The organism is Pseudomonas sp. 3B-A001-10F, assembly GCF_056313565.1.
Map to the genome: position 1 here is coordinate 1 of NZ_JBQYFW010000026.1, position 18439 is coordinate 18439.

The following is an 18439-nucleotide window of genomic DNA, read 5'->3' on the forward strand; positions in this document are numbered from 1 at the left end:
TCGCGATAGCGGTCTACCAGACGAAGAGATAGTGACAGAACGACCGCTATCGCGAGCAGGCTCACTCCTACAGGGGAATGTGTTGGTTTTAAGTGACCGGCAGCCTCGCCACAGCGCCCGACGGGCGCTACTCTGTCGAGGTTTTTTCCCCTCAAGTCGTGAACTGCCCAAATGCCAAAAATACAGCTCCTGATCCAGCGCATTCTCGAACTGATGAAGCGCTATCCCGGGGTCATTGCGCTTGGCGGGTTCATCTCCGGGGTCGGCAGTTTCATCATGGTCGATCGTCAGCAGGGCCTGGCGAGCTGGATCACCGTGATCATGCTGCTCAGCTGGATCTGGCTGATGCTGGAAAACACCCTCACCGGCCTCTTCACCCGCGTGTTCAAACGCGAGATTCCCCAGCCGCTGCTGCGTTACGCGACGCAGATGATCCATCAGGAAAGCCTGTTTTTCGTCCTGCCGTTCTTTTTCATCACCACGACGTGGAATAGCGGACAGCTGTTTTTCACCGGTCTGCTCAGCGTCGCGGCACTGATTTCCATCGTCGATCCGCTCTATTACAAATGGCTGGCGCCACGGCGCTGGGCGTTTCTCGCGCTGCACACGCTGACCCTGTTCGCCGCCCTGCTCACCGCGTTGCCGGTGATCATGCACCTGACCACCGCGCAAAGCTTCAAGTGGGCGCTTGGCATTGCCGTGTTGTTGTCGTTCCCGAGTCTGGCGTCGATCTTCCCGATCCGCACGCTGCGCAATGCCTTGGCGATCCTGTGCATCACGGTCGGCATCGGTGGCGTGGGTTGGGCGCTGCGTTCGTGGGTGCCGCCGGCGACGCTGTGGATGACCGACGTGGCGATCAGCACGCAAATGCAGGACCGCACCCCCGGCGCCAGCCTCGACACGGTCAGTGCCGAGCAGATTCGTGGCGATGGCCTGTACGCCTACACCGCGATCAATGCGCCGCGCGGGCTCGATGAGCGGATTTATCACGTCTGGCAATTCAACGGCAAAGAGGTCGACCGCATCGCCCTCGATATCCACGGCGGGCGTAAGGAAGGCTATCGCGCGTGGACGCACAAACAGAATTTCCCCGGCAACCCGGCGGGCAAGTGGCAGGTGCGCGTGCTGACCGAGGATGGCCAGGTGATCGGCGTGCTGCGTTTCGAAGTCACGGACAGCACAGCGATCAAAGAAAAGTAATCCGGTTCGTGCTATTACGTTAGTTCGCATAAAGGCCGAACAAGCACGGAGCTTATGACCAGCAGCTCGATCAGCGGTAATGCTCAACTGGACACGTCGATAACCCCTGCGCGCCTGCGGGTCACGGGGGACTGGACGCTTGCCCATTACGCCGAGCTCAAGCAACTGAGCGAAAAGCTCCACGGTCAGTACGATGCCAACACCCCGATCGACCTCAACAGCCTCGGCGCCCTCGACACCGCTGGCGCTTCGTTGCTGGTCGAACTGCTCGGCTCCGAACGCCTGGGCAAATCCGCCGAACACCCCGATTGCACCCTGACCTCCGCCGACCGCGCGCTGCTGCAAACCGTGTACTGCTCGATGACCGATTTCTGCGTGCCGATCAAAGAGCCGGAAATCAGCGTCAGTGTGCAACTGCTGACGCGCATTGGTCGCGCCGTCGACACCGTCTGGCAGGACACTCTGCAACTGCTCGGTTTCGTCGGCCTGATCATGGAAACCATCGCTCGCAACCTGTTACGGCCCAAGCGCTGGCGCATCACACCAATGATCGCGCACATCGAGCAGACCGGCCTCGATGCCGCGCCGATCGTGGCATTGCTGACATTTCTGGTGGGTGCGGTGGTGGCGTTTCTCGGCGCCACGGTGCTGGCCAGTTTCGGTGCGACGATTTTTACCGTGGACCTGGTGGGCTTCTCGTTCCTGCGCGAGTTCGGTGTGCTGCTCACGGCGATCCTCATGGCCGGGCGCACTGCCAGTGCCTTCACTGCGCAGATCGGCTCGATGAAGGCCAACGAGGAAATCGATGCGATTCGCACCCTCGGCCTTGATCCGATGGAGCTGCTGGTGGTGCCGCGCGTGCTGGCGATGCTGGTGGCGTTGCCGATGCTGACCTTCCTGGCGATGCTCTGCGGGATAATCGGCGGCGGCGTGGTCTGTGCGGTGTCGCTGGATATTTCGCCGGCGATGTTTCTGTCGTTGCTGCAATCGGACATCGGCATCCAGCATTTTCTGGTGGGCCTGGTCAAAGCCCCGATCTTCGCTTTCCTGATTGCCGCGATTGGTTGTCTGGAAGGTTTCAAGGTCAGTGGCAGCGCCGAGTCGGTTGGAGCGCACACCACGTCTGCCGTGGTGCAATCGATTTTCGTGGTGATCGTGCTCGACGCGGTGGCTGCGCTGTTCTTCATGGAGATGGGCTGGTGAGTCGTCTACCCCGCGCGCCCTCGGAGGCGGTGATCGAGGTTCGTGGTCTGTGCAATCGCTTTGGCAGCCAGAGTGTGCACGAGAACCTCGACCTGGATTTGTACAAAGGCGAAATCCTCGCCGTGGTCGGCGGTTCCGGCAGCGGCAAATCGGTGTTGCTGCGCAGTATCGTCGGCCTGCGCCGGCCCAGCGAAGGCATGGTCAAAGTGTTCGGCAAGAACCTGCCGAGCCTGTCCGAGCACGAGCGCTCGCTGGTCGAGCGACGCTTTGGTGTGTTGTTTCAGAAAGGTGCGCTGTTCTCCTCGCTGACCGTCACCGAGAACGTCGCCCTGCCCCTCATCGAGCACGCCGGCCTAAGCCGCAACGACGCCGAGCACCTGGCGGCGGTGAAGCTGGCGCTGGCCGGGCTGCCGCTTTCAGCGGCGGACAAATACCCGGCGTCGCTGTCCGGCGGCATGATCAAGCGTGCGGCGTTGGCCCGGGCGCTGGCGCTGGATCCGGACATTCTGTTTCTCGATGAACCCACTGCCGGCCTCGATCCGATTGGCGCGGCGCAATTCGATCAATTGATCCTGACCCTGCGCGATGCACTCGGCCTCAGCGTGTTTCTGGTGACCCACGACCTCGACACGCTTTACACCATCACCGACCGCGTGGCGGTGCTGGCGCAGAAGAAAGTACTGGTCGCAGGACCCATCGACGTTGTCTCGGAAACCGACGACGCGTGGATTCACGAATACTTCCACGGCCCGCGCGGCCGCTCGGCGCTGGACGCCGCCAAATTGCTCAACGAGGTCTGACATGGAAACCCGAGCGCATCATGTGTTGATCGGCCTGTTCACGGTGATCGTGGTGGCAGGTGCCCTGCTCTTCGGTCTGTTCCTGGCCAAGTCCAGCGTCGACACCGAGTTCAAGGACTACGAGATTGTCTTCAGCGAAGCGGTCAGTGGCTTGTCCAAAGGCAGCCCGGTGCAGTACAGCGGGATCAAGGTCGGCGATGTGATCAACCTGCGCCTTGATCCAAAGGATCCGCGGCGCGTGCTGGCGCGGATTCGTCTGGCCGGTGACACCCCGGTCAAGGAAGACACCCAGGCCAAACTGGCGCTGGCCGGGATCACCGGTACGTCGATCATCCAGCTCAGCGGTGGGACGCCCGAGAGCCCGAAACTGCGTGGGCATGACGGCAACCTGCCGACCATCGTCGCCTCGCCCTCGCCTATTTCGCGCTTGCTCAATGACAGCAACGATTTGATGACCGGCATCACTGCGCTGCTGCAGAACGCCAACCAGATGTTTTCTGCCGAGAACGTCGAGCGTGTGAGCAAAACCCTCGCCCATCTGGAGCAGACCACCGGCACCATCAACGATCAGCGCGGTGACATCAAGCAAGCCATGCAGCAATTGGCGACCGTCGGCAAACAGGCCGGCAGCATGCTCGAACAGACCTCGCTGCTAATGCGCAATGCCAACGGCTTGATCAACGATCAGGGCAAACAGGCATTGGGCAGTGCCGAACAAGCCATGAAGTCGCTGGAGCAAAGCACCGCGACGATCAGCACCCTGCTGAACAAAAACGAAAACTCCCTCGACAACGGCATGCAGGGCCTTAATGGCCTGGCCCCGGCGATCCGCGAACTGCGCGAGACGCTGACCTCGCTGCGCGCCATCTCCCAACGCCTTGAGGCCAACCCCAGCGGCTACCTGCTGGGCCGTGACAAGAACAAGGAATTCACGCCATGAAGCTGACTCGACTTGCCCTCCTCGCCGGCTTCACGCTGATCAGCGCCTGTTCGATTCTGCCCCAGTCCGAGCCGTCGGATGTCTATCGCCTGCCGGCCGCACAGGCGCCCGCCTCGGCCAGTTCAGCGGCGACTCAGTCTTGGTCGTTGCGGCTGAACAAGTTGCAGGCCAGTGAGGCGTTGAACCGGCCGACGATTGCGGTGATTCCGCAGGGCGACGTGATCAGCAGTTACAAGGGCTCGCGCTGGAGTGATCCGGCGCCGGTGCTGGTGCGTAATCGCTTGCTCGATGGGTTTCAGCGTGATGGTCGGGTGACGTTGCTTAGTACCGATGACAGCAACTTTGCGGCGGATCTGGAATTGGGCGGGAGTTTGCAGGCGTTTCAGACCGAATACCAAGGCTCACAGGCCAGCGTTGTGGTGCGCGTCGATGCGTTGCTGGTGCGCGGTTATGACCAGCGCATTCTGGCCAGTCGCCGCTTTGAAGAGCGCCAGCCGTTGAGCGATGTGCAGGTGCCGGCGGTGGTGGCCGGGTTTGGCCAGGCCAGTGATCGCCTGACCGCGAAAGTCGTCGCTTGGGCTGTCGAACAAGGCCAGAAACTGGCCCCCCCAAAACCTTAAGCCCGACACACAACCCCTGTGGGAGCGAGCCTGCTCGCGAAGGCGGTGGGTCATTCAGCGATGATGTTGACTGACCGGACGCATTCGCGAGCAAGCTCGCTCCCACAATGGGATTAGTGGTTAGCCGAAGAACCAGTAGCAGACGGCAATGGCGCCAATCACACCAGCGAACTCCGCCAGCAACGCACACCCCACCGCATGCCGCGCGCGCTGAATGCCCACCGCGCCGAAATACACTGCCAGCACATAGAACGTCGTCTCGGTACTACCCTGCACGGTCGCCGCGACCAGCGCCGGGAAGCTGTCGACGCCCGAGGTCTTCATCGTCTCGATCAGCATGGCCCGCGCTGCGCTGCCGGAGAACGGCTTGACCATCGCCGTCGGCAACGCATCGACAAACCGCGTGTCCCAACCCGCCCACTCGACCAGATGACGAATGCCGTCCAGACCGAAGTCCAGCGCCCCGGACGCACGCAGTACGCCGACCGCACAGAGCATCGCCACCAGATACGGCAGCAGGTTCTTCGCGACGTCGAAGCCCTCTTTGGCGCCTTCTACAAACGCCTCGTAGACCTTCACTTTCTTTAACGCGCCGATCAGCAAGAACAGCATGATCAATCCAAACAGCGTGAGATTGCCGAGGATCGACGACAATCCCGCCAAAGCCGTCGCCGAAAGGGTGCCGAGCAACGCCATGAAGCCACCCAACAACAGCGCACCCGGTACCAGATAGGCCAGCACCACCGGATCCCAGATCCGCAGGCGCTGCATGAACGCCACCGAGAGGAAGCCGACGATCGTCGAGCAACTGGTCGCCAGCAGGATCGGCAGGAACACCAGCGTCGGATCTGGCGCTCCTTGCTGGGCGCGGTACATGAAGATCGTCACCGGCAGCAGGGTCAGGGAGGAGGCGTTGAGCACCAGGAAGAGGATTTGCGCGTTACTGGCGATGGTGGCGCTGGGATTGAGCTCTTGCAGCGCCTTCATGGCTTTCAGGCCGATGGGCGTCGCGGCATTGTCGAGGCCCAAGCCGTTGGCGGCGAAGTTCAGGGTGATCAGGCCAAGGGCAGGGTGACCGGGTGGGACTTCCGGCATCAGCCTTAGAAACAGCGGGCCGAGGACCTTGGCCAACCATTCGACGATGCCGGCCTTCTCGGCAATGCGCAGAAAGCCCAGCCACAGGGTGAGGGTGCCGAACAGCAGCACCATGACTTCGACCGAGAGCTTGGCCATGGCGAAAATGCTTTCCACCATCGCCGCGAAGATCCCGGCGTTGCCGCCGATCAGCCACTGCGCCAGCGCCGATACGGCTGCCACGATGAAGAAGCCAAGCCACAGGCCATTAAGCATCAGTCAAATCCCCCGAAGAATGCCGCGAATGATAGCGGGGTCACCAGAAACGACAAACCCCGGATTTCTCCGGGGTTCGTTGGTAAGCCTTGCATCCATCACTGTGGGAGCGAGCTTGCTCGCGAAGGCGGTGTGTCAATCAACATAATGGTTGAATGTGCCGGCCTCTTCGCGAGCAAGCTCGCTCCCACAGGGTTTTGCGTTACGGCTTGGAGATTTCGCCCGCTGGCAGTTTTTCCTTGCTGCGCCAGTGTGGCAGGGAGTTCCAGTAGCGCTGGCCCTTGGCATCGTCGTACATGCCTTCCCAGCGTGCGATAACCAGTACCGCCAGGGCGTTACCAATCACGTTCAGAGCGGTACGCGCCATGTCCATGATGCGGTCGACACCGGCGATGAACGCCAAGCCTTCCAGCGGAATGCCGACACTGCCCAGTGTCGCCAGCAGCACCACGAAGGACACGCCCGGTACACCGGCGATGCCTTTGGAGGTGACCATCAGGGTCAGGACCAGCAACAGTTGCTGGCTGATCGACAGGTCGATGCCGTACAGCTGGGCAATAAAGATGGCGGCGATCGACTGGTACAGGGTCGAACCGTCGAGGTTGAACGAATAACCGGTCGGTACCACGAAGCTGCAGATGGCTTTCGGTGCGCCGTAGGCTTCCATCTTCTCGATCACGCGTGGCAGCACGGTTTCCGAAGACGCGGTGGAGTAGGCCAGCACCAGCTCATCCTTGAAGATGCGCATCAGCTTGATCACAGAGAAGCCGAACAGCTTGGCGATCAGACCCAGCACCACGAAGGCAAAGAAGGCGATGGCGACGTAAACCAGGATCACCAGTTTCGCCAGCGGCAGCAGCGAGGCGAAGCCGAAGTTGGCCACGGTCACCGCGATCAGTGCGAACACGCCGATCGGCGCATAGTTCATGATCATGTGGGTGACTTTGAACATGCTTTCCGAGACGCCCTGGAACATCTTCACCAGCGGCTCGCGCAGGTCCGATTGCAGGCTCGACAGACCGAGACCGAACAGCACGGAGAAGAAGATGATCGGCAGCATTTCGCCGCGGGCCATGGCCGCGAAGATGTTCGACGGGATCAGGTTGAGGATGGTCTCGATGAACGCGTGTTCATGCTGCACTTCGGCGGCGGTCGCCTGGTACTTCGAGATGTCCACCGTGCCCAGGGTGCTCATGTCGATGCCGGTCCCCGGGTGGAACAGGTTGGCCAGCAGCAGGCCGACAACGATGGCGATGGTGGTGACGATTTCGAAATAAATGATCGTCTTCAGGCCAATCCGCCCGAGTTTCTTGGCGTCGCCCACGCCGGCGATGCCGACGATCAGGGAAGAGATGACGATCGGGATCACGATCATCTTGATCAGACGGATAAAGATATCGCCTGCCGGTTGCAGGACGTTGCTGATCCACCAAGCCTTCTCGGCACTGAAGTGATTGAGCAACGCACCAATTGCAATCCCTAGAACAAGACCGATGAGGATCTGCCAGGCGAGGCTGATTTTTGCCTTCTTCATTATCTTTACCCTTACTTGCGTTTGACTCAGGCACATGCAGGAACTGGAACGCTCTTTAGCGGAAAAGTCTGTGCATCTGCCTCCGTATAAGGTGCCCCGAAGCGCGTAGTTACGGCTCTTCGGCAGGCGAAAAAAGGCGCAACTATTCCGATGCAAGGTTGCGCCGTCTAATGCCGTAAACGCCTACCCTATGCCGAATCGGCATGAGCTTTTTTAAATGAAACTGGCGTCCCAACCGGTTCGATTGTGACATTTCGGCCGGCATAAGTGCCGTGAACCGGTCATCACAGCCTAGGTTGGTTATTTTTTGAACGAGAAAAATCGACGAAATAATTAGGAAAAAGCCTACGCAGGAAGACTAGAAGTCCTACTGTTTAAGTGGTCTCTTTGTCGATATACGGTCGCCATGAAACACCGCGTAATGTTTTCGCGCGCAGTGTCAGCGATAAAAAGGATGAGCTGGACGCTCTGGATCAATGTTTTGCGTGTTGGAAAGCTCAGCGCAAGTCCGTCGAGCCACTACGGGTCGGCGAACCTGCGGCGCAGCTTTTACCCTGACCCGGCCCTTGCGCAGGCACTCCCTGTCCCCGTAGGTCACTCCGACCCTGCAACAGTCAGAACATCCCGGCCCCTTGGTCATGCGCCTGCCTTCCTCAGGTGGGCGCAATGGAAGGCAGCAGGGCTGCTGCCTTCATGTTCAAATCAGTACCACTTCGGATCTTTCTTCAGGGTTTCCATCAAAAGATCCTGCATGCCTTGATCGGGTTTGCCGAGGAAGCGATAGGTTGCATGTCGCGTTGGCGACTTGTCGGCCGGCAGTCCTTCGGGCACATCAACGAGCATGGCGTAAGCGTCTTTCTTGTCGAAACTGAAGGCGACGATCAAACGGTGGTTGAGGCACTTGTCTGCAGATTCGCAGAGGGGGCCGACCAGATACTGGTCGCCATCTTCAGTCACGGCATTCATCTGCTGGTCAGGCGTGCCGGACAGGTTCATCACCCATTCCGGCAGGCGTTCTTCCTTCTTCACCACGCCTTCCCAGGTTTCGCGATACTGCGGGTCGGAACTCAACAGTTCGTTGACCCGCGTCTGGCCGTCATTGGCCGCCATCGCCATGGCACTACCGCCCAGAAGCAGGGCGGCTGCCAGTGTCTTTAACACAGTCATCGTTAACCTCGGCCGCGACGGCCAAAGAAGAAGGAAGCGATGAACATCACCAGGAACACGACAAAGAGAATCTTGGCGATACCCGTGGCGGTGCCCGCGATACCACCGAAGCCCAGTACTGCAGCGATGATGGCAATGATCAAGAATGTAATTGCCCAGCTCAACATGGTGATTCTCCTTACTTCTCTATTTAGGGGTGTTACGTGTTCTGGCGCTGTGCGCCCGAATTCATCTGTTCTTTAGAAAACCCAACGCTCTTCACGTGGCAGTTGATCCAGCGGCTGCGCCTGATCGACCTCCATCATGCGCATCGAGGCGCTCTCGGCCTGGCTGCTGCTGACGGCGCTGAAGTGCGTTTGCGTGTTGTGCTGGATCGAAATCAGCGGCTCAACCTGCTGGCTGTTTTCCCAGCGCAGGTATTGCTGACAGGCGATCAGGGTGATCAACAGCGCCAGTACGCCAAACAGACCTTGCTGAATATGCAGTGGCGAGATACGCACTTGGGCGGCACGTTGGCGAGTCATCCTGGGTTCCTCACTCTTATTCGGTTGGGGCAGTTCATTTCTGCCCGGGCTGAATGAGGTATTGCAGCCTGCATGCCAGTTTTTTAATTGAAAAATATTCAATAAAATCAATTAGTTATGATCTTAGTAAAAAACGTTCGCGACGCATCCTGCACGATGGGTCATCTGGGATCGTGCGCAATGCACGATTTTTTCGTAGGAGATTTCATTCTTATGGAATTGAGAGCAGGGCGCAGATGTCAGAAAAGTACGCAGGGAATGCCCTGCAAATCGGCATTTGTTTAAAAAACCAACAAAATCAACGTATTGGCCGTAAAGGCAGGAGAGAGCTACCCTCCTATGGCTGGCATCGTTCAGAATCAACCATGCAACTTGCCCGATTTTTCCGGGACTAACCCAAGACCAATCACTATGGAGCGTAGGAAAAATGGAATCTGCCACTGAGCATCAAGGCCGCATTCTGCTGGTGGACGACGAATCCGCCATCCTGCGTACTTTCCGTTATTGCCTCGAAGATGAAGGCTATACGGTTGCCACAGCCAACAGCGCGGCTCAGGCCGACGCCTTGCTGCAACGCCAGGTCTTCGACCTGTGCTTCCTTGATTTACGTCTGGGTGAAGACAACGGCCTCGACGTACTGGCGCAGATGCGCATTCAGGCACCATGGATGCGAGTGGTGATTGTCACCGCGCATTCGGCTGTCGATACCGCCGTCGACGCGATCCAGGCCGGCGCCGCCGACTATCTGGTCAAACCGTGCAGCCCGGATCAGCTGCGTCTGGCCACCGCCAAGCAACTGGAAGTGCGCCAACTGTCGGCGCGCCTCGAAGCCCTCGAAGGCGAGATCCGCAAACCGAAGGACGGTCTTGATTCCCACAGCCCGGCAATGAAAGTCGTACTGGAAACTGCACGTCAGGTCGCCGGCACCGACGCCAACATTCTGATCCTCGGCGAGTCCGGCACCGGTAAAGGTGAGCTGGCCCGAGCGATTCACGGCTGGAGCAAGCGCGAGAAAAAATCCTGCGTGACCATCAACTGCCCGTCGTTGACCGCTGAACTGATGGAAAGCGAGCTGTTTGGCCACAGTCGAGGCGCATTTACCGGTGCCAGCGAAAGTACACTGGGCCGAGTCAATCAGGCCGACGGCGGTACGCTGTTTCTCGACGAGATCGGCGATTTTCCGCTGACATTGCAACCAAAATTGCTGCGTTTCATTCAGGACAAAGAATATGAGCGGGTAGGGGATCCGGTGACTCGTCGCGCGGATGTGCGCATCCTCGCCGCAACCAACCTCAATCTGGAAGACATGGTCCGTGACGGCCGATTCCGTGAAGACCTGCTCTATCGCCTCAACGTCATTACTCTGCATCTGCCGCCTCTGCGCGAGCGTGCCGAGGACATCCTGACGTTGGCCGACCGCTTCCTCGCGCGCTTCGTCAAAGAGTATGCGCGTCCGGCACGCGGCTTCAGCGACGAGGCTCGCGAGGCACTGATGGGCTATCGCTGGCCGGGCAACATTCGCGAGTTGCGCAACGTGGTCGAGCGGGCGAGCATCATCTGCCCGCAGGAACGCGTGGAGATCAGCCACCTGGGCATGGCCGAACAACCGGCCAACAACGCGCCACGAGTCGGTGCCGCGTTGAGTCTCGACGAGTTGGAGAAGGCCCACATCGGCGCCGTCCTCGCCACCGCCGGCACCTTGGACCAGGCGGCGAAAACGCTCGGCATCGATGCCTCGACCCTGTATCGCAAGCGCAAGCAGTACAACCTGTGAGCGCCCGACGATGAAATTGGCGATGAAGTTGCGGACCCGTTTGTTCTTGAGCATTTCCGCGCTCATCACCGTGGCCTTGCTCGGGCTGTTGCTCGGGCTGGTCAGCGTGATGCAAATGGCTGGCTCGCAGGAAACGACGCTGCGTAACAACTTCGTCACTCTCGATCTGGGCCTCAAGCTGCGACAAACCCTGGGTGATCAACTGGTCCTCATGCTCGCCGAAGAACCCGATGCGGTCGCGTTCGAGGCGTCCAAGCAGCAGTATCTCAAGTTGCTTGATGACGGTATCGCCCAAGAGCACATTGGCGATGGCCGCCAGTATGGTTTCAGTCAGGCCAAGGCTGATTACCTGAGTTTTCTTCAGGCCTTTGATGTGTCCCGTGATCCGGCGACTGCGTTGAGCAGCAACGCCAACCTCAGAGAGCGCTTCAACACGCTGCGCAACGGTTTGATCACTGAACACAAGCATGCACTGGACAACATTAACGCGGTTCAGCATCAAGCGCGCGACCGGGCATTGTTGATCGCCGGTCTGCTGGGATTTGTCGGGCTGGCGGTGTTGATCATCGGCTTCATCACGGCCCACGGGATTGCCCGGCGTTTCGGCGCGCCGATCGAGGCGCTGGCGCAGGCGGCGGACAATATCGGCCAAGGCAATTTTGAAGTGACCCTGCCGATTTCCTCCGCGATGGAAATGAACCTGCTGACCAAGCGTTTCGGCCTGATGGCTGAGGCCCTGCGGGAACATCAGGCGACCAACGTCGACGAATTGTTCGCCGGTCAGCAGCGGCTGCAAGCGGTGCTCGACAGTATCGACGACGGCTTGCTGATGATCGACCGCCAGGGGCATTTGGAACACCTCAATCCGGTGGCTCAGCGCCAGTTGGGTTGGGACGATGATCGCCTCGGCCAAGGCTTGGGCACCGCGCTGGAGCGGCCGGAGCTGGATGCGCAGTTGCAACTGGTGTTGCGCGGTGGCTCGCTTGAGCGCGCACCGGAAGACCTGAGCATCGAGGTCGACGGCGAATCTCGTTTGCTGACCTACAGCCTGACGCCGGTCAGCCACACGCAGGGGCATATCCTTGGCGCGGTGATGGTCTTGCATGACGTGACCGAGCAACGCGCCTTCGAGCGGGTGCGCAGCGAATTCGTCTTGCGCGCTTCCCATGAGCTGCGCACGCCGGTCACCGGCATGCACATGGCCTTCGGGCTGTTCCGCGAACGAGCGAAGTACGCCCCGGAATCGCGTGAAGCCGATTTGCTCGACACCGTGAACGAAGAGATGCAGCGCTTGATGCAGTTGATAAACGACTTGCTCAACTTCTCGCGTTATCAGAACGGCCTGCAGAAACTCACGCTGGCACCATGCTCCATCGAGGATTTGCTGGAGCAGGCGCAACTGCGCTTTGCCGATTCGGCGGCGGCCAAGGGCATCGCCCTGCATGTCGAAGTGCAGGGACCGTTGCCACGTTTGCAGGCCGATCAGGCACAGCTCGATCGCGTGCTGGATAACCTGATCGACAACGCCTTGCGCCATACCGCCCGCGACGGTCAGATCCGCTTGCAGGCACGTCGGCATGGCGAGCGGCTGATTATCAGCGTCGAAGACAACGGCGAAGGCATTGCCTACGGCCAGCAGGGGCGGATCTTCGAACCTTTCGTGCAGGTAGGGCGCAAGAAGGGCGGTGCCGGTTTGGGCCTGGCGTTGTGCAAGGAAATCGTCCAGTTGCATGGTGGTCGTATGGGCGTTTACTCACGGCCGGGGCAGGGCACGCAGTTTTATATGGCGCTCGCTGTCTAGGCTTCATCATCCATGCGTCGACCGGCAAGGCGCCGGCCACGGGTGATCAGTTCGATGAATTGCACCGCGCTTAGCGCATGGGCGAACAACCAGCCCTGACCGAACTTCACGCCCTCGCTGCTGAGCAGTTGCGCTTGGGATTCGAGCTCGATGCCTTCGGCAATCACTTTCAAATCCAGCGCCTGAGCCATGTGAATGATGTGCGGGGCGACGCCGCTGCTGGCCGCGTCATGGCCCAGTGCATCAATGAATGCTTTGTCGATCTTCAAGCAGTCCACTGGCAAGGTTTGCAAGTAGGCGAGACTGCAATAGCCGGTGCCGAAGTCGTCGATCAACACCTGATGGCCAACGTTGCGCAAGGCTTGCAGGTTTTCCCGCGCCACTACCACATCAATCAAGCCACGCTCGGTGACCTCGAAGGCAATCTGCCGCGCCGCCACGCGATGCAGGGTGAGCAGCCGCGCCATGACCTGGCCGATGCGCGGCACCATCACGTCGCAGGCTGCCAGGTTGACCGAGATGTATAGCTGCGGATTGGCGCGCAGCAACTGGCCCAGTTGCTCCAGCAGGCGCTGCAGGACGAAGTCGGTCATCTGCCGGATCTGCCCGGTGTTTTCTGCCATGGGGATGAACAGGTCAGGGCTGGTCAGCGTACCGTCGGGGCGGCGCCAGCGCAGCAGGGCCTCGGCACCGACGCAGTTGCGGCTGTCGAGGTCGAAGATCGGTTGATAGAGCACCTGCAGCTCGCCACGGCGAATTGCACCGTGTAGTTCGGCATCCAGAGACTGACGCTGGCGCACCAGTAAGAACACGAAAAATCCGACAAAGGCGCCGAGCAGCAGACACGCCGGGATGATCCACCACCAGACAGCCGGAATGTGCATGCCGGTTCTGGGTGTGATCAGCACCAACTGATACTCCGGATTATCCGTGGGCATGCGGTAGATCAGCCGGGTTTGCGTAACTTGCAGGGCATCGCGACTTTTCGGTGGCCAGTGTTCCGTGGGTGGCCAGGCTTGCGCCGTGCCAAGCACCGGGATAGCACGGGTGCCATGATCGAGCACCACCAGCAGGCTGCTACCGGGGGACAAATCGACCATGTCGGTCAGATGCCCGCGCGAGGTGGCCACGCGGAAATTGCCGCGCCCCAGCATCAGCGCCGCGCGGTTTTCATCAGGTTCGGTGGTGGTGTTCAGCCAATAGCTGTAGGTCGGGCCTTTGATATCTGGCGCGCGGACCACTGACAGACCTTCCTGGCGCGGACGGTTGGAGCAGATCCGCGAGGCGTCCATGTAAGCCGCTTCATAGACGAAGCGATAGTTGAAGGTAACTTGCTGCAGGGTGGCGATCATTTCATCGTCACAACTGCGCAAGGGCTGCGCTTCCAGGTCATCGAGACTTTCACGCAACTGGCCAAACAATTGTTCGAGGCGGGCCAGAAAACGTTCGCCTTGTGCGTTCATTTGCTGGCTTTCGTTTTGCTCGACCTGACGCATCGCCACGAACATACCGCCGGCGATCAGCAGGCTGGCACTGAGGACAGCCGCGATCATCGCCAAAAACCAGGGGCGATAAAACCAGCTACGCAGCGTCTCTCGGGTAGCAACCATCATGGAATATCCGAAGAATTACCAATGAGTTATAGCTGCTGATTGCAATTTCGCCCTGACCGTCGGGCGGGCGTCATTATTTTGTCTGATTGAGTACCAGCAACAACGCTGCCGTTTGTGCATCCGGCGTGCCGTCGAAGCGCGAAGGGCGGAAGTGCATCTGGAAGGCGGCGAGGACGTGGCGTGTGGCAACGTCCAGCTCACCGGTCTGCGGTGTGTCATAACCCAAGTGCGCCAACTGTGCCTGGAACCAGCTGATGCTCGGCAGTTCGCTGCTGTTGAACAGCATTTGCTGGCGCGCTACTGCCTGTTCGTTCGGCCATACGCCCAAGCCTTCGGCGGCGAGACGTTTCCACGGGAACAACGGGCCCGGATCGAGTTTGCGCAATGGCGCGATGTCGCTATGGCCAATGATGTGGCGCGGGCTGATGCCGTTGCGCTTGCTGATGTCCTTGAGCAGGACGATCAACGATTGAATCTGCGCTTCGCTGTACGGATACCACAGACGGCCGGTCGGGGTGTCCTTGAAGCCCGGATTGACGATTTCGATACCGATCGAGCTTGAGTTAAGCCAGGTACGGCCCTGCCATTGGCTTTCGCCGGCGTGCCAGGCGCGCTGGTTTTCCTCCATCAGCTTGTAGATGGTGCCGCTCTTGTCGTCGCCGATCAGGTAATGGCTGCTGACTTCGCCATGGGTCAGCAGTTGCAGCGAGCGTTCCAGCGACGCCGAGGTGTAGTGGACGATCACGAACTGGATACGGCTGTCGTAATTGGCTGAAGGATGGCTAGTGTCGTAACGCGGGGCGCTGGCACAACCGGCCAGAACGAGCAGCGACGCGAGGAGGGCAAAGAATTTCATGGCAGAGGACAGTACACGCAAGACAGTAATGCAACAGTGTAACGTACTGCCTTGCGTCTTGACGGTCAGTGGGCGGATTTAAACAAAATGGAACAATTTGCTCAGCCCAGCTCGACCCTGTTGCGCCCCGCATTTTTCGCCCGGTACAACGCCTGATCGGCTCTTTTCAATACAAGATCGCTGTGTTCTCCGGCACGGAATGTCGCCAGTCCCATGGAGAGGGTGATGGTCACTCGTTCACCCTTGAAGTGGAACGGGCAGGCTTCGATAGCGGCGCGCAGGGTTTCCAGCAGTTTTGCGCCGACCGCTGGCGGCGTCGCCGGCATCAAAAGAACGAATTCCTCACCGCCGAAACGGGCGATGAAATCGCCGCCGCGCAGACGCTTGCGCAGTACGGTGGCGATGATTTTCAGCACCTTGTCGCCGGCCAGATGGCCGTAGTTGTCATTGATCCGCTTGAAATGATCGAGGTCGAGCATGGCCAGGCTCAGCGTGTTGCCGTGCTGTTGCCACTGCTTGATTTCATGCTCAAGGCGTTCGCTCCACGCGGCGCGGTTCGGCAGGCCGGTGAGCGGGTCGATCAGTGCTTTCTGCCGTTGTACTTCAAGATGTTCGCGGAAACCCTGGGCTTCCTGCTCCATATGCGCCACGCGTTCGGACAGGCTTTTCAGCCGCGTGGCGACTTCCTGCTCGCGGGCGTCGCGCTGCTTCTGGTGCTGGTCCATGGTGCCGAGCAGGCCTTCAAGATGGTTTTCCAGCACGTGCTTGAGGTCTTCCAGATCCGCCGCTTCCTGCACGCTGGTCTGCAGGCCGTCGACTTGCTCACGGATCTGCGTGTCCATGGCTTTCGCCGCCGAGCTGTTGTCGGCATGGCCCTCGCTGGCGGCTTGCAGATTGCTCTGAAACGCTTCGAGGCGTTCATTGAGTTGTTGCAGATAGGCTTCGAATTCGTGCTGGCCGCTATCGGTGATCGCCAGCATCAACGTTGCAAGATCGTCGAGAATCGGGATCAGTTCATACCAGTTCAAACCGTGTTTTAGCCGCTCACGCATGGCTTCGGCTTGCGGGCGGTGGCGTTCCGGCAGAGTCAGGTCGTCGAGCAGCCCGATCAGGGTGTCTTCGATGTGCTTGGCCACGGAACTGTAAGACGGCTCCGGGGTGTCCGGCAGGGCGAACAGGATGTCGTGCTCGGGCTGTTCCGGGTCAATGGCGGCCAGCGCCTGAGCAATCGGTTCGGGCAGGGGCAGGCTGTCGATGATCGGTGGTGATGGATCACCGGGGTGGATCAGTTCATCAGGATTGACCGCCTCAGCGGTGATCGGCGCTTGAGCCGGCGCTGAAGCGGGGGCGAAAACAGGCTCCGGCTTGAAGCGCTCTGCCTCCGGTTCGAGCGGTTCACTGATAACTTCGCTGATGACCGTTGGCGGTACGAAGGCCACTACATTTGCCGGTTCCAACTGGGCTGGAGCGGCTGGCGTGGGTGGTTCGACAACAGGCGCAAGTGCTTCGCTGGCAGGCGCTGCCGGTACCGGCTCAGCCGCCGCGACAGGCGCGAGCTGTGCGGTTTCCGCTGTGGTTGACGGTGCAGCCAGTGGTTGCTCTGGCGGCGAGGCTGGAACCTGCGCGGGGGATTGTGTCGCTAGCGCTTCTTCGCTGTCACGGCTACCAAACAAACGCTGCAACAATCCTGGGCGTCCCGGTTCGGCTGGCGTTTCCAGCTGACTCAAAGCCTTGCCCTGCAAGCCGCTGAGTTCACTCAGCAACAGGGGCATTTCCCGCGCCGAACCGACGCGGCTATCCAGTTGTTTGGCGAATTTCTTCAGTGGCTGAGCGACTTCACGCGGCAACGGCAAAGCCTGCAACTGAGTGACCAGCGATGTCAGCGCGGTACTGACTTGATCGATGCGGGTTTCGCGGCGCTGCTCGGAATCGAGCACGGCTTTTTCCAAGCGCGGCAACAGGGCGGCGAGGCCGGCGTCCATGTCGTCGGTGCGCACCACGTCGCGCATCTCTTTCATGCACTGATCGACGACTTTGTCGGTGCCTTCAGCCGCTAGCGTGCTGCGCACCAGACCGCGCCGCAGCAAGTCGAGCCTGGCGGCCCAGCGCCGTTCAAGCTTGTCTTGCTGTTCGATGCTTTTGAGGTACTTCTCTTTCCAGCGCTGGGCGTCGTCGCTCATTCAGGGGTTCCGCGAGGGGCAGGACTCAACGCGGGCAATGCATCGGCCGTGAGCGAACCCGGCAGACGAATCTCTACCGCGACCGGCAGGTGATCGGAAATTGGTTGTGCCAGCACTTCGACCTTTTCCAGGGTCAGGGTCGGGCTGAGCAAAATATGATCAAGGCAACGCTGAGGACGCCAGCTGGGGAATGTCGCTTCCACCTGCGGGGCCAGCAGGCCGAGATCGCGTAACGGAGAATGTTGCAGCAGATCGCTGGCATGGGTGTTCATGTCGCCCATCAACACCTGGTGTTTATAGCCACCGATCAGCTCACGAATATAGGCCAGTTGCAGGCTGCGGGTTCGCGCGCCAAGGGCCAGATGCATCATCACCACCACTAACGCCTCCGGACCTTCGCCGAAGCGCAGCAGAATCGCGCCGCGACCTTTCGGACCGGGCAGCGGGTGATCCTCGATCGCCCACGGTTTCAGGCGACTGAGCACGCCATTGCTGTGCTGGGCCAGTCGACCGAGGTTGCGATTGAGTTGTTGATACCAATAAGGGAAGGCGCCGAGCTGCGCCAGATGTTCGACCTGATTGACGTAGCCCGAACGCAGGCTGCCGCCATCGGCTTCCTGCAGCGCGACCAGATCGAAGTCGCCGAGCAGGTCGCCGATCTTTTGCAGATTGCCTGAGCGGCCGTTGTGCGGCAGCAGGTGCTGCCAGCTACGGGTCAGGTAATGCCGATAACGCTCGGTGCTGATGCCCACCTGGATATTGAAACTGAGCAAACGCAGACGCTGGTCTGCGGGCAGGCCCGTGGACTCCAGGTGATGCTCGTTGACCTGCGGATCATGCAGGCCAACGATGCGTTCAGACTTCCAGCGGCGCATGG

16 protein-coding genes are annotated in these 18439 nt (G+C 59.9%); 7 read left to right on the forward strand and 9 right to left on the reverse strand.

Annotated features, from left to right (window positions below; genetic code table 11):
• Nucleotides 1-171: 171 nt before the first annotated feature.
• The 5 genes from AC0ZWN_RS21020 to AC0ZWN_RS21040 are packed head-to-tail and all read left to right on the forward strand — an operon-like array spanning nt 172 to nt 4763.
• Nucleotides 172-1200 carry a DUF5924 family protein gene (locus AC0ZWN_RS21020; RefSeq protein WP_095049553.1) on the forward strand — a complete coding sequence of 343 codons (1029 nt, stop codon included), beginning with the start codon at nt 172-174 and terminating at the stop codon, nt 1198-1200.
• A gap of 54 nt (nt 1201-1254) precedes the next feature.
• Nucleotides 1255-2403 (forward strand): ABC transporter permease, encoded by a 1149-nt coding sequence (locus AC0ZWN_RS21025; RefSeq protein ID WP_093429519.1) that lies wholly within the window; start codon nt 1255-1257, stop codon nt 2401-2403.
• Nucleotides 2400-3203 carry an ABC transporter ATP-binding protein gene (locus AC0ZWN_RS21030; protein WP_007911797.1) on the forward strand — a complete coding sequence of 268 codons (804 nt, stop codon included), beginning with the start codon at nt 2400-2402 and terminating at the stop codon, nt 3201-3203. Before AC0ZWN_RS21025 ends, AC0ZWN_RS21030 begins: the two co-directional genes overlap by 4 nt.
• A gap of 1 nt (nt 3204) precedes the next feature.
• On the forward strand, nt 3205-4143 hold the full coding sequence (locus tag AC0ZWN_RS21035) for an MlaD family protein (RefSeq protein WP_476336375.1): 939 nt from the start codon (nt 3205-3207) through the stop codon (nt 4141-4143).
• Nucleotides 4140-4763, forward strand: a complete 624-nt coding sequence (locus AC0ZWN_RS21040) for an ABC-type transport auxiliary lipoprotein family protein (protein ID WP_476336376.1) — start codon at nt 4140-4142, stop codon at nt 4761-4763. Before AC0ZWN_RS21035 ends, AC0ZWN_RS21040 begins: the two co-directional genes overlap by 4 nt.
• Nucleotides 4764-4883: 120 nt before the next feature.
• Here the strand turns inward: AC0ZWN_RS21040 and AC0ZWN_RS21045 are convergent, their stop codons facing one another.
• The 5 genes from AC0ZWN_RS21045 to AC0ZWN_RS21065 form a co-directional block, all read right to left on the reverse strand.
• Nucleotides 4884-6113 (reverse strand): nucleoside recognition domain-containing protein, encoded by a 1230-nt coding sequence (locus AC0ZWN_RS21045; RefSeq protein ID WP_476336377.1) that lies wholly within the window; start codon nt 6111-6113, stop codon nt 4884-4886.
• A gap of 202 nt (nt 6114-6315) precedes the next feature.
• Nucleotides 6316-7647: a glutamate/aspartate:proton symporter GltP gene (gene gltP, locus AC0ZWN_RS21050; RefSeq protein WP_093429514.1), complete on the reverse strand. Its 1332-nt coding sequence runs from the start codon at nt 7645-7647 to the stop codon at nt 6316-6318.
• Nucleotides 7648-8349: 702 nt separating this feature from the next.
• On the reverse strand, nt 8350-8814 hold the full coding sequence (locus AC0ZWN_RS21055; RefSeq protein WP_476336379.1) for an inhibitor of vertebrate lysozyme family protein: 465 nt from the start codon (nt 8812-8814) through the stop codon (nt 8350-8352).
• Nucleotides 8815-8816: 2 nt separating this feature from the next.
• Nucleotides 8817-8981: a DUF1328 domain-containing protein gene (locus tag AC0ZWN_RS21060; protein ID WP_003177151.1), complete on the reverse strand. Its 165-nt coding sequence runs from the start codon at nt 8979-8981 to the stop codon at nt 8817-8819.
• A gap of 72 nt (nt 8982-9053) precedes the next feature.
• Nucleotides 9054-9338, reverse strand: coding sequence for a hypothetical protein (locus AC0ZWN_RS21065; protein ID WP_476336381.1), 285 nt, complete (start codon nt 9336-9338; stop codon nt 9054-9056).
• A gap of 427 nt (nt 9339-9765) precedes the next feature.
• Between AC0ZWN_RS21065 and algB the strand changes: the two genes are divergently transcribed.
• Entirely contained in the window at nt 9766-11112 is a 1347-nt protein-coding gene (gene algB, locus AC0ZWN_RS21070; RefSeq protein WP_257356677.1) for a sigma-54-dependent response regulator transcription factor AlgB, read from the forward strand.
• Between the two features lie 10 nt (nt 11113-11122).
• On the forward strand, nt 11123-12913 hold the full coding sequence (locus AC0ZWN_RS21075; RefSeq protein WP_476336382.1) for a KinB sensor domain-containing domain: 1791 nt from the start codon (nt 11123-11125) through the stop codon (nt 12911-12913).
• Here AC0ZWN_RS21075 and AC0ZWN_RS21080 read toward each other — a convergent pair.
• From AC0ZWN_RS21080 to AC0ZWN_RS21095, 4 genes are all read right to left on the reverse strand, one after another.
• The gene (locus tag AC0ZWN_RS21080) at nt 12910-14523 is read right to left on the reverse strand and encodes an EAL domain-containing protein (RefSeq protein ID WP_175559542.1); all 1614 of its coding nucleotides are present in this window, start codon (nt 14521-14523) and stop codon (nt 12910-12912) included. The two genes, AC0ZWN_RS21075 and AC0ZWN_RS21080, sit on opposite strands and share 4 nt — an antisense overlap.
• A gap of 76 nt (nt 14524-14599) precedes the next feature.
• Nucleotides 14600-15382, reverse strand: a complete 783-nt coding sequence (locus AC0ZWN_RS21085; protein ID WP_093429509.1) for an N-acetylmuramoyl-L-alanine amidase — start codon at nt 15380-15382, stop codon at nt 14600-14602.
• A 101-nt stretch (nt 15383-15483) separates the two neighbouring features.
• Complete coding sequence (locus tag AC0ZWN_RS21090; protein ID WP_476336383.1) at nt 15484-17562, reverse strand: diguanylate cyclase; 2079 nt, start codon at nt 17560-17562, stop codon at nt 15484-15486.
• The gene (locus AC0ZWN_RS21095) at nt 17559-18437 is read right to left on the reverse strand and encodes an endonuclease/exonuclease/phosphatase family protein (RefSeq protein ID WP_093429507.1); all 879 of its coding nucleotides are present in this window, start codon (nt 18435-18437) and stop codon (nt 17559-17561) included. The genes AC0ZWN_RS21090 and AC0ZWN_RS21095 overlap by 4 nt, the downstream gene beginning before the upstream one ends.
• Nucleotides 18438-18439: the final 2 nt, after the last annotated feature.

Bases quoted from the DNA above. Each gene is read 5' to 3' on its own strand.
- AC0ZWN_RS21020 (WP_095049553.1), top strand. From the start codon at position 172: ATGCCAAAAATACAGCTCCTGATCCAGCGCATTCTCGAACTGATGAAG.
- AC0ZWN_RS21025 (WP_093429519.1), top strand. From the start codon at position 1,255: ATGACCAGCAGCTCGATCAGCGGTAATGCTCAACTGGACACGTCGATA.
- AC0ZWN_RS21035 (WP_476336375.1), top strand. From the start codon at position 3,205: ATGGAAACCCGAGCGCATCATGTGTTGATCGGCCTGTTCACGGTGATC.
- AC0ZWN_RS21040 (WP_476336376.1), top strand. From the start codon at position 4,140: ATGAAGCTGACTCGACTTGCCCTCCTCGCCGGCTTCACGCTGATCAGC.
- AC0ZWN_RS21045 (WP_476336377.1), bottom strand. From the start codon at position 6,113: ATGCTTAATGGCCTGTGGCTTGGCTTCTTCATCGTGGCAGCCGTATCG.
- gltP (WP_093429514.1), bottom strand. From the start codon at position 7,647: ATGAAGAAGGCAAAAATCAGCCTCGCCTGGCAGATCCTCATCGGTCTT.
- AC0ZWN_RS21055 (WP_476336379.1), bottom strand. From the start codon at position 8,814: ATGACTGTGTTAAAGACACTGGCAGCCGCCCTGCTTCTGGGCGGTAGT.
- AC0ZWN_RS21060 (WP_003177151.1), bottom strand. From the start codon at position 8,981: ATGTTGAGCTGGGCAATTACATTCTTGATCATTGCCATCATCGCTGCA.
- AC0ZWN_RS21065 (WP_476336381.1), bottom strand. From the start codon at position 9,338: ATGACTCGCCAACGTGCCGCCCAAGTGCGTATCTCGCCACTGCATATT.
- algB (WP_257356677.1), top strand. From the start codon at position 9,766: ATGGAATCTGCCACTGAGCATCAAGGCCGCATTCTGCTGGTGGACGAC.
- AC0ZWN_RS21075 (WP_476336382.1), top strand. From the start codon at position 11,123: ATGAAATTGGCGATGAAGTTGCGGACCCGTTTGTTCTTGAGCATTTCC.
- AC0ZWN_RS21080 (WP_175559542.1), bottom strand. From the start codon at position 14,523: ATGGTTGCTACCCGAGAGACGCTGCGTAGCTGGTTTTATCGCCCCTGG.
- AC0ZWN_RS21085 (WP_093429509.1), bottom strand. From the start codon at position 15,382: ATGAAATTCTTTGCCCTCCTCGCGTCGCTGCTCGTTCTGGCCGGTTGT.
- AC0ZWN_RS21090 (WP_476336383.1), bottom strand. From the start codon at position 17,562: ATGAGCGACGACGCCCAGCGCTGGAAAGAGAAGTACCTCAAAAGCATC.
- AC0ZWN_RS21095 (WP_093429507.1), bottom strand. From the start codon at position 18,437: ATGCGCCGCTGGAAGTCTGAACGCATCGTTGGCCTGCATGATCCGCAG.